13 protein-coding genes are annotated in these 14,196 nt (G+C 32.0%); 2 read left to right on the forward strand and 11 right to left on the reverse strand.

Annotated elements, in window-relative coordinates:
* Window positions 1-364: 364 nt before the first annotated feature.
* The gene (locus tag J2S15_RS04025; RefSeq protein ID WP_307405703.1) at window positions 365-2,278 is read left to right on the forward strand and encodes a BglG family transcription antiterminator; all 1,914 of its coding nucleotides are present in this window, start codon (window positions 365-367) and stop codon (window positions 2,276-2,278) included.
* Between the two features lie 73 nt (window positions 2,279-2,351).
* On the opposite strand, the gene J2S15_RS04030 is transcribed toward J2S15_RS04025, so the two are convergent.
* The 11 genes from J2S15_RS04030 to J2S15_RS04080 all read right to left on the reverse strand — a co-directional run bounded on the left by J2S15_RS04030 (window position 2,352) and on the right by J2S15_RS04080 (window position 12,858).
* Window positions 2,352-3,062, reverse strand: a complete 711-nt coding sequence (locus J2S15_RS04030) for an Rv2686c family ABC transporter permease subunit (protein ID WP_307405705.1) — start codon at window positions 3,060-3,062, stop codon at window positions 2,352-2,354.
* Window positions 3,059-3,739, reverse strand: a complete 681-nt coding sequence (locus J2S15_RS04035) for a fluoroquinolone export ABC transporter permease subunit (RefSeq protein ID WP_307405706.1) — start codon at window positions 3,737-3,739, stop codon at window positions 3,059-3,061. The genes J2S15_RS04030 and J2S15_RS04035 overlap by 4 nt, the downstream gene beginning before the upstream one ends.
* Window positions 3,736-4,581: an ABC transporter ATP-binding protein gene (locus J2S15_RS04040; protein ID WP_307405708.1), complete on the reverse strand. Its 846-nt coding sequence runs from the start codon at window positions 4,579-4,581 to the stop codon at window positions 3,736-3,738. Before J2S15_RS04040 ends, J2S15_RS04035 begins: the two co-directional genes overlap by 4 nt.
* A gap of 55 nt (window positions 4,582-4,636) precedes the next feature.
* Window positions 4,637-5,233, reverse strand: a complete 597-nt coding sequence (locus tag J2S15_RS04045) for a TetR/AcrR family transcriptional regulator (protein ID WP_307405710.1) — start codon at window positions 5,231-5,233, stop codon at window positions 4,637-4,639.
* A 273-nt stretch (window positions 5,234-5,506) separates the two neighbouring features.
* The gene (locus tag J2S15_RS04050) at window positions 5,507-6,580 is read right to left on the reverse strand and encodes an SIS domain-containing protein (protein ID WP_307405712.1); all 1,074 of its coding nucleotides are present in this window, start codon (window positions 6,578-6,580) and stop codon (window positions 5,507-5,509) included.
* Window positions 6,581-6,590: 10 nt separating this feature from the next.
* Window positions 6,591-7,586, reverse strand: a complete 996-nt coding sequence (locus J2S15_RS04055; protein ID WP_307405714.1) for an SIS domain-containing protein — start codon at window positions 7,584-7,586, stop codon at window positions 6,591-6,593.
* Between the two features lie 15 nt (window positions 7,587-7,601).
* Entirely contained in the window at window positions 7,602-8,414 is an 813-nt protein-coding gene (locus tag J2S15_RS04060) for a PTS system mannose/fructose/sorbose family transporter subunit IID (protein WP_307405715.1), read from the reverse strand.
* Window positions 8,401-9,171: a PTS mannose/fructose/sorbose/N-acetylgalactosamine transporter subunit IIC gene (locus tag J2S15_RS04065; RefSeq protein WP_307405717.1), complete on the reverse strand. Its 771-nt coding sequence runs from the start codon at window positions 9,169-9,171 to the stop codon at window positions 8,401-8,403. The genes J2S15_RS04060 and J2S15_RS04065 overlap by 14 nt, the downstream gene beginning before the upstream one ends.
* Before the next feature lie 13 nt (window positions 9,172-9,184).
* Window positions 9,185-9,655, reverse strand: a complete 471-nt coding sequence (locus J2S15_RS04070; protein ID WP_307405719.1) for a PTS sugar transporter subunit IIB — start codon at window positions 9,653-9,655, stop codon at window positions 9,185-9,187.
* Between the two features lie 12 nt (window positions 9,656-9,667).
* On the reverse strand, window positions 9,668-10,117 hold the full coding sequence (locus J2S15_RS04075; protein ID WP_307405721.1) for a PTS sugar transporter subunit IIA: 450 nt from the start codon (window positions 10,115-10,117) through the stop codon (window positions 9,668-9,670).
* 44 nt (window positions 10,118-10,161) lie between these two features.
* Window positions 10,162-12,858 carry a sigma 54-interacting transcriptional regulator gene (locus tag J2S15_RS04080; protein WP_307405723.1) on the reverse strand — a complete coding sequence of 899 codons (2,697 nt, stop codon included), beginning with the start codon at window positions 12,856-12,858 and terminating at the stop codon, window positions 10,162-10,164.
* 114 nt (window positions 12,859-12,972) lie between these two features.
* On the opposite strand from J2S15_RS04080, the gene J2S15_RS04085 reads away from it, so the two are divergent.
* Window positions 12,973-14,190, forward strand: a complete 1,218-nt coding sequence (locus tag J2S15_RS04085) for an RNA polymerase factor sigma-54 (RefSeq protein ID WP_307405725.1) — start codon at window positions 12,973-12,975, stop codon at window positions 14,188-14,190.
* Window positions 14,191-14,196: the final 6 nt, after the last annotated feature.

Below are 14,196 nucleotides of genomic sequence, written 5' to 3' on the forward strand. Positions count from 1 at the left end.
CACGTACCAAATCGGTGCAACTACACTTTTTCACTGTTAGAGTGAAAATGATTATTTCCACCCCAACAATGTTTGAACAAACCAAACCATGTGTTATGGTTCATGGTTTTATCTAAAAACTGAACATCTGTAATTTGCAGAATTCAGATTTTTAGCCATGATACTTTTTGGAAACATCTGTTGTCTCCTATTCAATTTTCAAACCGGTCCTCGTTTACATTATCGAAAATATGCGATTTTCTTTCAACCACACTTTTTCACTACTAAAGTGAAAACAACTACTTTCACTCTAATAGTGAAAAAGAGTGTTGGGCAAAACTTGACATGCTCGTTATAATGTAGTTAGGAGTTCTATAGGTATCTTATGAAAGAAAAACAATTATTACTTGTCAAAACACTGATGGATAGTAGTGGTTGGGTAACTGCAAACTCGCTAGCAAGTATGTTGGAAGTATCATCTCGTAGTATAAAAAACTACATCGCAGAGATTAATAAAGATTATAATGAGGCAATCGTCTCTTCGCGCGAAGGATACAGAATCGACATTACCAAAGCTGGTAGTATTTTAGACGACAATCAAAGTTCATTACCTCAATCATCTCAAGATCGTGTTACATATATTATTACATTACTTGTCAAAGGTGATCCAGTTGACGTTTTTTCTGTATGTGATGATTTGTTTATCAGTTTATCTACACTTAAGAATGAATTAAAAAAAGTAAAACGTAAAGTCGCTAAATTTGACCTTCAGGTAATTAATAATAATGATTATTTGACATTGGAGGGGCCAGAAAAGAATAAACGCAAATTAATGAGTTCAATTCTATATGATGAGTCGAGTGTAAACTTTGTGAATCTTAAATCAGTTCAGGATGCGTTTCCTGATATCGATATCGACTATATTAAAAAAGTCGTAATGGAAACATTTGAAGAATATCATTACTTTGTGAATGATTATTCGCTTACCAACTTAGTATTGCATATTACCATTGCAATCGATCGGATTAAAAATAACTATACAAGTTTTGTCAGTGAAGGTGATAAACCAATGATTAAACTTCATGAGTTTGAACTTGCAAAGAAGGTAGTTACAAAGTTAGAGAAATACTTTGATGTTGTCTACAATGAAGGTGAACTATATGAGTTAACTTTATTACTTATCTCTCATGCAAATAACATGGACTACAATACCGTTAATGAAGCAAACTTAGAAAAATTAGTTGGTAAAGACTGTATGGATTTAGTAAATGAATTGGTAAATGATGTAAATGCTTTTTACTATATTAATCTATCTGAGCCTGAGTTCTTAACCAGATTTGCTTTACACATTCGTAACCTGCTTGTACGCAGTCGTTTTAACTACTCTAGTAAAAATCCTTTAGCTAATGGAATACAGGCTTCCTGTCCGCTAATATACGATGCTGCGATTGGTATGGCTAGTATGATTAAGGATAAAACTGGATTAACAATCAATGAAGATGAAGTTGCTTATATTGCCTTCCATATCGGAAGTGCACTGGAAACCCAAAAAGCAATTAGTTCTAAAATAAATGCAGTATTATACTGTCCAAATTATTATGATATGAATAAGAAGTTAATCAATACAATCAACACTAACTTTTCAAATAGTATCTTAATTAAAAATGTAATTACAGATGAAACAGAATTTGATAATCTGTCGAATTATGACTTAATTATTTCCACAATTCCAATCAGTAAAGTATTGCCAATTCCGACAATAACTGTTACATTTTTATTGAATGATAAAGATATCTATTCGATCCGCAATAAGATTGATGAAATCAAGATCGAAAAGAAAAAGCATATGTTAAAGAAACATTTAGAATCACTTATATATCCTGAATTATTTGAAAAGAATGAGAAACTGAAAAACCACGAATCAACGATTCACTACATGTGTGAAAAATTAGTTAAACTGGATTGTGTGGATGAGCAATTCGAACAGGAAATTCTAGCACGTGAAAAAATGGCTTCCACTGCATTTGGTTCCTTTGCGGTACCACATGCAATACGAATGGACGCCAAAAAGACTAGTATGAACATAATTATCAGCGAAAAGGGTATACAATGGGATGATAAACAGGTAAACTTAATTATGATGTTATCATTCAATAAAAATGAACGTTATATTTTTAACGAAATTTTTGATACATTAACTATGATATTGACCGACGCTGATAATGTTAAGCGGATTATCAGTGCGAATGATTATGAGGAATTCATAGAGTTGCTTGTATCCTTCGTAAGGGAACCATAAACTCATCCCAAAACCCAACAAAAGGACGCTTAAACTTTAAAGAGCAGAAATCACACCCAATGATTTCTGCTTTTTATTTCATTCTTTTTTGATATTTTACTTGAACTAACATTATCCATATCCCTAGCAATACTATAGCTACCAGTATAAATAATAATTGATGTTCAACAAGAACTTTGCTCATCCAAAAGGATGGTAAAAAAGAAAAGAGATACTGAATGTTATCATTTATAAAATATGGAATAACTGCTCCTATCGTAAATAAAGATGTTATCTTACCAATCGCCATTCCTTCCACTTTATTAGAAGAAAAAGCAATAATAAATATAGATATAAATAATCCCTGTAATCCACTGGCAAGTGATAGTGCGCACCACAACAGATGATTATTCACACTAAGATGAAACAATGTAACAAGCAATATACTGATTGGTATTGAAATAAGAGCAATCATTCCTATTCTTGAAAAGTAGTACCCTTGTCTCTTCAATGGAGTTACTGATAAATAAATAGATAAATTATCATCACGTTCTTCCAACACAAATAAAGCACTGACAAAACAGAACATAGAAGGTGTAAACATAATCAGAAACGTATCAAACAACTCGTAATATGGTTGCAAGATTTTATGTCCAAACTGTGATGCAAGTAATTCGTCTACAAAAGGAATACCATAATAAAACAATACTCCCATAACGAATGGAATCAAAGCAATTACGATTATAATCAAATCTTTACGCATTAGTTTTAGCATATGAAGAAAACTTTTCATAACTACATTCATAGTTTTATACCTCCGACATTCTTCCACATCCTGGTAACCATTTTATATGCAACAACATACAACATCACAATTGTGAGAACTAATAGTAGAATACTTACAACTGGCATTGTTGAAGTATTCGATAAGAGTAACATACTGTGATTCAATGGATACCAGTATAAAAAATCCAAAGGATAAAACAGAATTGAAATCGGCGGCACAAAACAGAAGATCTCAAGTGCAGATGTAATCATTAAATTCTGATTTAAACTATTTACTTTAGTTGCAATCATCAATCCCAGCAAGGTGAAAATAGCAGAAGTCAAAATAACGGAAGTAATCATAAGAACTAAATTTTCACTTTTCGCAAAGACACCCAAGAATAAAGACACAAGTATTGAAATTACTTCTAACGATATTATTTTTGACAACATATATTCATGAACCGTAACTGGTGATACCACTAATGCATTTAAAACTCTCTCACTTCTTTCAAATAACATAATTGCACCAATAAAGAATAACCCCAGTGCTGCTGGATCAGAGTAAATCAGAATATTGCCAACAACACCTCTCCACTCCTCTGGCATTACATGCAACAAAAGAATATACAGTACACAAAACAAAGCATAAATAAAATAGAATCCATATTTGAATTGAAATCTTATATCTCCTTGTATTAACTTTAATAATCTCATTTCAAAGTTCTCCCTGTTATATCAATAAAAATATCATTTAATGTTGGTTCACTACTGTGAATCGAACTTATTTTATTTTGACTTAGTAAAGATAGTAATTGTTTATCATCAGCTGTCTGTGATAATAGGGTTTCACAATTATATTCCTTATCATCATAATAACTATAGTGAATCTTCACTGCTCCATAACTCATAATTAAATTATGTGGGGTATCAAGTGCTTTAATTTCACCATCCACAATAAAAGCAACTCGATCACAAAGTTCAGTCGCATCTTGCATATTATGAGTAGTTAGTATGATTGTCTTCCCTTTTCGTTTCTCTTCTAATATCAGATCTTTCATAATTTTACTATTCGTTGGATCTAATCCACTTGTTGGTTCATCCAGAAATAATATTCCTGGATTATGAAGTAATGCCTTAATAAAATTCAACCTTGATTTCATTCCTTTTGAATATTCTGATACTTTTTTATCTGCATCATTTTGAAGACCAACTGATTGAAGTAACTCATTAATATCCTTAGACGTGTTTTTATACAATGATTGAAAGAATTCTAAATTCTGTCTGGCAGTTAATTTTTCATACATTGTTGAAAACTCAAAATCCACACCAATTTTCTCGTAAAAAGAATCATTATAGTTATTGCATTCTAAACCATCTATCACTACATTACCTTTGTAGGTTGTAATAAGACCAGTAAGTATCCTCTGTAAAGTTGTTTTCCCTGCTCCTGATGGTCCCAAAAATCCAAAGATTTCTCCTTCTTTCACATCAAAATTCATATCTTCAATGAATGGATGTTTTGTATAACTGAATGTCAAGTTCTTAATTGTAAGCATATGTTCTCCTTTTTGACTGTTTTTATATTTTCGGTCAAATAAATGATAAAAATTTTTATTTTTTATTTATTAATTGAATTACTAATCCTCGAATCGTTAATTTTAAAGACTCATCGAAATAATCTTCTTTCATATCTTTTCGATACATTGTACTCATAAATAGATTTCGAAATGCTGTCGAGAATACTTCTGCATCTTTAGCATCTGGTAAATTCAATAATTTAATTATTCCATCAATCATTGAATCATCATGAGCAAAGTGTTCCTGAAGTACTTCAGGTGGTAATTTACGATACAACAATTCAATCTCTCCAGATGTTAGAATTCTTAAAATACCTGAATCATCAATCACCTGATAAAACTTAAAGATTACCTCTGTAAGATTATCAACAGTTACATTATCTTTTATTCGCATCATCTCTGTGAACATTTCCTTTTCGACACGATCATGAATATCTAACAACACTTCAAACATTAATTCTTCCTTTGTTTTGTAGAAAAGATAAAATGTTCCTTTTGGAATTTGAACCTTTGATACCAACTCATCGACTGTCGTCTTCTTAATTCCCTGCATCTGCATACAATGAGCAGCTGATTCTTTTAACCTTCGTCTTATATCATTGCGTTCTTTATCAGAATATATTTTTGGCAAACTATCACCTCTTTTTGACTAAATCATTCATCATAGTCAAAATAACATTTATTTACAGTGTTGTCAACCATAAGAAATACCCACCTTCTTATGAAAGTGGGTATTGGTTTATATAGGGTGTAAAACAAGGAAGAATCTAGGAAGGGATTACAAGACCTTGTTTTACTTTACTATTATAGCAAATGTATCAGATAATTTCATCTAAAACTTTTCATATTTATTATTTTTTTAGATTTTCAGCATTATCGTATCGAAATTCACTTTAATTCCTGATTAATCTTCATCATAATTTATGAAATTTTCGGTTTTGGATGATACAATTTGCTTAAACTTTTTCATTAATGGATGCTGAAGATTACTATTTGTATCTTTACTGATTACTCCACTAAGTAGTTGTGGAAATACAATATAGATTAAAACCTTAACTTCACTACATACATCATTTTCAATAACCAAAATATTTTCATCATTCGTATATTCTGAATTACTACTAATCATATAACAGCTATCACTAACTTCTCTTGTTGCTTTATAAATATTATACAATCTCTCGCTTGCTTGATCCTGATTATCATAAAATAGAATACTATAAGATGGTGCAAGTTGTAAATTTGGCCCATGAATATATTCTTCTATTTCATAATGGAAACTTGGTACATGTATTGTTTCACCTATCTTCAGGGCACTTTCCATTGCTGTACCAACGTTACTTCCACAAGCACATACATAACAATTTTGCATTGAAGTAAACTTCTTATAATGCTTTTCAATAAACTGTAAGGTTTTTTCAATCATATCCTCATTATGTTTTATTGCTTTCTTTATATCATTTAAATACACTTCATCATTTGTATAAGCAACTGCAAAGAGCATTAGAAATAAAATTAAGGTAGTAACTCCCTTCGTCACATATCCTACAAGTTCCTCACCAACTCCATAATCAATTACTATATCAGCAAACTCTTTGATATCTGCATTAGTATTCGCCGTCAAGCAAATTGTCTGATATCCTAAGTCATTTGCTTTCTTCACCGCATCAATCGTATTCGTACTTAATCCACTTTGCGTAATAAAGATAAGTAACTCATCATCTTTTATTTCACTTTCATACATTGTGTAGACAAACGGAGTAATAATCTTAACCTCCATTTGCAGCACTTTCTCTAAAAATGGTTTTGCACAGTAACAAGCATTATTGCTTGATCCAGATGCAACTAAAATGATTTTTGATATAGATTTATCCTGTGCTATATCTAATAGTGGCTTGATAAGTAACTTATAATTCTTTATATTTTCTAAACATACACTTGGTGTCTGTCTTACATAATCTTCCATCGTCCACTTCATAGTACACCTACTAATAATCTAATTGACGATAGTATCTTCTAATTTCTACCGGATGACAGTTGATCTTTTCAATATGTGCATCAATTCTTCTATTAACAGCCATCATAACCAAATGACTGATGTGTCCTCTGTACTTTTCACTGATTCCTGCTAATTCATAGTCTTTACTATCAATTACTTCGTAATTTCCACAAATTCTAGGAATGAAATCAACAACACGCTTTGATAATCCACGTTGTGTATCTTCTCCAACAAAGATTGTTACTGCAGTATCACGTTCAACTATTTCAAACATTCCATGGAAGAACTCTGTAGCATGAATAGATTTGGTTTTAATCCAGTGCTGTTCCTCCCAATAACACATTGCATAAGAGTAAGTAGCACCCCACTGGTTACCTGCTCCTACAAAGTAATGAATATCATCGTTATGATGTTTTTGAGCAAACACTTGTGCAAAGGCATCGGCTTTCACTTCTACATCTACTAACGCCTGTGGTAAGTATGTATCAAACTCTGCATACATATCATCATAATCATCAAACTCACCATTTAAGAACATTAATCGATCCATAAACATAAAGAATTTTAATTGTTCATTTAGCACATACGATACTAAATAATCACCCATTTTTGCCAATTGTGAATCTGGTTCATCCACAAATGCCATAATCGTACATCCAATCTCTTTTAATATCTTCACTGCTTCAACTACTTCTTGTGTAGTCCCTGTAACTGATGAATATACAATCAGTGAATCTTTTGTAATATGCTTATTTCCACTGGCAATGAATTCTGCAGCATGTTCCACATACACTTCCAGTTTACTCATTTCTTTTACATGATGAACAACCTGCATACTTGATGCATAAGTCCCACCAATACCAATAAAGAATATTTTATCAAATCCTTTTTTGTAGATATCATCTGCTGCTTTTTCAATTTGTGGACGCAGTGCAAGAGCACCCTTTACACTGTCAAATTGCTGTTTTTCATTAAATTTAATCATTCTCTTTTTCTCCCTCTAACCTAAAATATTAAAAAATGCACCTGTTAATCCAATTACTGCACAAAGTAGTAGTAATGTCGTCGTTTTTACGTTCTTACGTAATAAATAGTAAATAAATAGTGTAAACAGTAATGGTAATAACCCAGGCATAATATTATTAAATACATCACCTACAGTCGTTGCATCATCTCCTGACCCAAATGCTAATGGAACATTGATTGAAACATTTTCTGCAGTCATCGCTCCAATAACACTTAATCCTAAAATCGAAGCTCCATAGGTAATGGTATCCATAATCCCACTAGACTGAACCTTCTCCAAGAATGTTGCTCCTAATGAATATCCTTTATGTAATAAGAAGTAACGTAGTCCTTGTGCTGGAATATTAAACAATAATAGGAATAAAATAGGTCCCAGAATATTTCCTTGGTTTGCCAAAGAAACCCCAATTCCAGTTGCGATAATTCTTAATGTTCCCCAGATAAATGAATCTCCAATACCTGCCAAAGGACCCATCAATGAAATCTTTACTCCACTAATACTTTGTGTATCAAAGTCCGGTTGTGAAGCATTACTTTCTTCCATTGCACAAGTGATTCCAAGAATTAGTGTAACCAAGTGTGGTGTTGTATTGAAGAATTCCAAATGACGTTGCATCGCTTCAATTTGATCTTCTTTTTTATCATATAGTTTTTCAATTATTGGTAATAATGTATAACAGTACCCCATGTTCATCTGTCTTTCATAGTTCCAATCCCATTCCATTCCAAATGAACGCCAATATACTTTTTGTAAATCTTTCTTTGTTAGTTTTCTAGAAGTCGTCATCTTCCACACCTCCTGCTACTTGTGGTTGAGTTGTAGGTTTACTCAATTGCGTAATTGTAATTGCTGCTATCGCTCCAAAGATTGCTACTCCAGTTACTGGAATTCCCAAGTATACTGATAAAGCAAATCCAAAGATAAAGAAGCATGCCACCTTTTTGTTTGCAACCATCTGTAATAACAGTCCAAATCCAATCGCTGGAAGTAGACCCATTGTAATTTGTAATCCATTTGATACCCATGCTGGTATTAAATCCAAGAATGATGTTACTGCTGTCCCTCCAGCATAGAAACCCACTGCAACAAGAACACCAATAATTAAGTTAACTCCAAAGAGTCCTCCTAAAAAGTGCATTCTCGCCACACCTTTCATATCTCCCTTTGCTGCATAATCATCTGCTTTATGAACAAACGGTGGCAATATAAATACCATTCCAAAGTTCTTTGCGATAAGTACAAGTGATGCTACAGGTAATCCGATTGTCAATGCTGTTTCTGCTCCTGTACCTGTTGTAATCGCAAATGCTGTCCCCAATACGGTTCCTGATATCATTTCTGGTGGAATACTTGCACCAATTGAGAAAGCACCCATAAATGCTAACTCTAAAGTTGCTCCTAACGTAACTCCAGTTGTTACATCTCCTAGTACAATCCCAGTAAGCGTCCCCATAACAAGTGGTCTTGATAACATACTTGTCCCTAATAAATATTCCGCATTACCAAGCATTGCAACTAATCCTAATAAAATTGCTTCAAACATTTCTGTTCCTCCTTTACAAAACCTTTTCAGCTAAGATCTTTGTATCTTCTGGTACCATACGTATCTCAACTTCAATATTGTCTTTGATTAACTCTTTTAATAAATTGGTCTCTTCTTCATTTACACTTACTACTTTTGAAATACTGCGTGTATTCTCTTTTGGTCTTGTTCCCCCAAGATTTAAACTAGTAAATGCAGATGTATTCTTGATTAGTTTGTATGCATCTTCAATAGATTCAACAACAACCAATAATTTGTATTTATCTGTAACTCCACTATTGATTGATTCAATAGCCCCATCAATTGTTTTCATTACTAATTTTATATTTGCTGGTTTCGCAAATTTAATTGCTGTTTTTCTCATTTCATCTTGCATTACATCATCATTTGCAACAAGAATACAATCAGCACCTAACTTCGATGTCCAAGAAAATGCTACCTGCCCGTGCAATAAACGATGATCTACGCGTAATAATTTAATCATTTTTCCACTCCTTTAGAAGTCCTCGTCTTCTATCTCTTCTTTGTCTTTTGTAAGCAATGTTATTCCATTCTTACAAACTTCTAAGAATTTCATATTTTCTTTTGATGGAATTCCATCTTTATACGTTAATACTACTTCCAATGCCATGTTCATATTCATTCCTGAAAGTACAGTGACATTCTCATGGATGGTCAATCTAGAAAGTGCAGTATGTACGCTTCCACCCTTTAAATCACATAAGATTATATATGATTCACCATCCTTCTTAATCTGTTCATTTAGTTCCTCATAATAATCATTTGGATTTTCACCTAATAGCAATGAATATGTTTCGATACATTCTGCGCTGTCACCGACAATCATTTTCATTGAGTTTTTCATCCCCATAGACATTTCCCCATGAGTCGCAAAGATAATTCTACTCAATTCTTCAGCTCCTTTCATCGATAAATTTGTGCACATTTACCTCTTCACTTGTATACAAGCAAAAAGCGTGCCACAGCACGCTAATTGTTTTCAATATATTCATAAATGTATGCAATTTCTTCCATAGTGAAGGTCACACCATAGTAATCCTCCACTTGAGCAAATGATTCTTTTACCTTATCAATAAATGATTGATGTTCTTCAATAAACTTTTCAATATCTGCATGGCTCTCAATATTTTTATTCATAACCAATCGTTCAATCAGACAACTGATATGAACATACAGACCAAAGCAGGTACTGTTTGAGAATGATAATTCCATTGATTGTTGTAAACGGTCAATCGCATTTGCTACATACTCTAGTAACTGTGTAGGATTTAAAATGGTTAATGCATTCATAATATTCGAAAGAGAGAAGTTCTTTACCATATTACGTTTGAATACCTCAATATCTTTTTCATCCATATAATCGCAAAGATATGAAGTTAACTCCTTAATATCATCACTAATAATCAGTTGTTCAATTGGAATGAATTTTAATCCATCAATATTTGGATTCAGTGTCCCTACTGTACATAATACATTGTATTGTGTAAAGAATTCACTATCCGTTTTCTTTTCCAGCAAAGATGTATAATCATACGTTAATACTTTAATATGAATATTGTTTGGTAAAGAATCATTGATAATCTTCTTTAACTTTTCGGCTGTTCCAATTCCACTTGCACATGAACAAAGAATTACATTTTCTTTCTGCTCACTCTTTTTCATATGATAAGCATAATCGGCTGTTTCCACTATCTTTGACAAATTCTCTTCCATTGGCATTTCCTGCAAAATATTAGAACCAACTTCCAACGCCATCTTTGTCGTTACATTATTGATGATTCCTACATTGGCATGATCAATTTGAATTCCATCATCAATCGCTTCCAGACTTCCCATATCAACTAACAAGTATAAATTATCAAATCTTCCAATATTTGATAAGAATTCATTTAGTCGATCAACAATTGTATTTGTATCAACATGTAGTGGCATATCAATTGAATCAAATACATAATGATTCAACATCTTATTTGCCGCTTCCGCAATACTGCTTGCTGTAGAAAATCCATGTGCCAGTATAACCGCTACTACTTGATTTGAAGCCTTTACCTTTCCACTAATCACAAAGAATAGAGTTAACCATACGTTTACTGCTTCCCCTAATTCCATATCAGTAAAATGTTCAAGATAATGAGCTACCTCATTTGCTATCTTTACCTCTCGATAATACTTCATTTTCAGATAATCATAAAAAATCGTAAAATCTTGCGTATATTGTTCATAGAAATGTTGCAATTCAAAATAATACTGTAAAGCATCACCTAGAAATTTCGTTAATGATAACACATCGTTATTACTAATATGTAATCCATAACCACTAGCTACAATATCAACAACACTTTTTACCGTTTTCTTATAGAACTGCTTCTGATTATTTTCTACTGATTTATTTTCAAAATAAGCTGTAAATATTTCCTGATACTTATCAATATTACTTAAATCATTAAAATGGTCTTTTTCAGCTAGTTTATAAATACTATTATACATCTCAATTAATTCAGAAGTTTTTCCTACAAAATCCAATAGTTGATGAATCTCCAAATAAGTAATCTGACTTGATAACACTTGTTGTTCTTCACTATGTGAATCCAATACATTCTTAGGAAGATGCGCAATCGTTACTGTGATTTGCTGAGAATCTTTGTTATCAAACAAAGAACTAATACAACAGTACTGAATACAACTTTTCAACTCACCAATATTTCCTGTGAAATTATAATGTAGTAACGCCTGATATACTTGTGAACTAATACGAATAGGTTTATTGATTCTCTGCTCTTCCTGAGAAAACAGGTAATACAATAATTCAGCCCTTTCTTTCTGTTCACGTTGTGCTAAATTAGGAATATTAATCGTAACAGGAATTCTTCTTAATAGCGTCTTCAACAATACTTTCTCCGGATCTTCTGTTGTCGCAAAGATTAGACGAACATTTGATTTCATCCATACTTTGTTATCTCCCATCCGATGAAAGATCCCCTGATCCATAAACAAGAATAATTTTTCCTGATTCTCTGCCTTTAGTTCATGAACTTCATCCAAGAATAAAATTCCACCATCAGCCAACGATAGTAACCCTTCTACATCCTCATCAGCACCAGTAAAGGCACCTTTCACATAACCAAATAAGTTTGCAGTTATTAGTTCTGGATTGTTCGCATACTCACTACAGTTAAGGGTTAAAAACTTTGCATCCTCTGCTATCAATCCTTCATTTTTAGAATATTCATACAACAACTGTGCCATATAACTTTTTCCTGTTCCCGTATCTCCATGAAACAGTAATGGTATTCCATGGGGTGGGTAAGAAACTGTAGCCTTACTTTGTTTTACAACTTCATTTAAACTACCATGAGCACCAATCAATTTATCAAAATCTTTTTTCTCTGGTTGTTTTTTTCCTTTTGAAAAGATTTCTTCAATTGAACTATATTCTGTATCCTCCAACAAAAAACCACAACGTTCTTCCAAAGCTTTACGCGAAAGAAACAGTAATGGTTTCACAGTTATTTTTATACACTTACGTTCAAGATACAAAGAATGCAAAATCTGTGCAACTTGGTTCCTACTAATTTTTAAAGTAGCACTGATTGACTGAGCTGTATTCGCTTCATAGTCTTTTTGCTCTGTATTTTGATAGATTAATTCTAGTATTTTTTCTTTCATTTTGTACCTCAAATATCAATTTCATAGTATCAAACTATCATAAAATGTCAATTGATGATTTATAAAAATCCTGTGGCATGATTCTTGCTATAATATAAGTGAAAGAAGGTTGTAATGAAACAAAATTTCACACAGAAGCAAACACACAAACAAACATTGAATTTATCTTTATCCATGAAAAAATCATTGGATATTTTAAGTGCACCTCAAGAAAAGTTATACCAACAGATAAAAGTGATTGCGGATAAAAATCCATATATTTCTTATACACCTTCCATCGATATGGATTTATATATGAATGAAGCTCTTTCGCACAAGGTAACTTTAAGTGAGGAACTATATTTACAACTTCATGTATGCAAAGAAAAATATGATAAGCATATCGCTGAATATATTATTGAGTCATTAGATGAAAATGGATTTTTTACTCTTTCTATTTCAGAAAGTAGTAAACATCTCAATGTTAGTGTTCCAGAATTTAAAAACACATTAAAAGTAATTCAAAGTTTTGAACCAATTGGAGTTGCAGCAAAAGACAGTTTTGACAGTATTATTCTTCAGTTACAATATCAGAATCTAGACGACTGTGTTGATATTTTCCAAAACTACAGTGAATATCTAATAAAAAATGATTTAAAAAGTATCGCCAAGAAAAAAGGATATTCTATTGAAGAAATCCAATCTTATATCGAAGATATACGATTGTGTAATCCATTCCCTTGTGAGCAGTATATAACAAGAAAAGTTGAAAATATTATTCCAGATTTAATCGTAAATATCGAAGATAATAATCTTGTATTATCTACAAACGAATTAGGAAATATTATTTTAGATGAAAGTTTGAATGAAGAGAATATAAAGAACAAAGTTTTAAAAACTTATTTTAAAGAGGCTCTTTTCTTTATTGACAGTTTATCCAAACGTAATAAAACATTATTGTTGTTAGCAAATGAATTATTTCAGATTCAAAAGAGTTACTTTTTATTTCATGATGAACTGCAAACTTGTACACTTGCTATGATTGCTAAGAATACTGGGTTTCATGAATCGACGGTATCTCGGACCTTATCAAATAAATATTACTCTTTTCAAAATGAAGTATTTCCAATTAAAAACTTATTTGTTTCTTCCACCACCTCAGGTGATAGTAAAGATTCTATTGTAAAAGCAGTACATGATTTCATTAAGAATGAAGATCCTTCTAACCCACTTAGAGATATTGATTTAGTTGATAAGTTAAACGAAATAGGTTTATCAGCTTCCAGAAGAACAATTGCGAAATATCGAATGCAACTAAGAATTCCTAACTCTAAGGATCGCATAAAAAAATAAGGAAAT

The sequence above is a fragment of the Breznakia pachnodae genome (assembly GCF_030814225.1).
Lineage (GTDB): Bacteria > Bacillota_I > Bacilli_A > Erysipelotrichales > Erysipelotrichaceae > Breznakia > Breznakia pachnodae.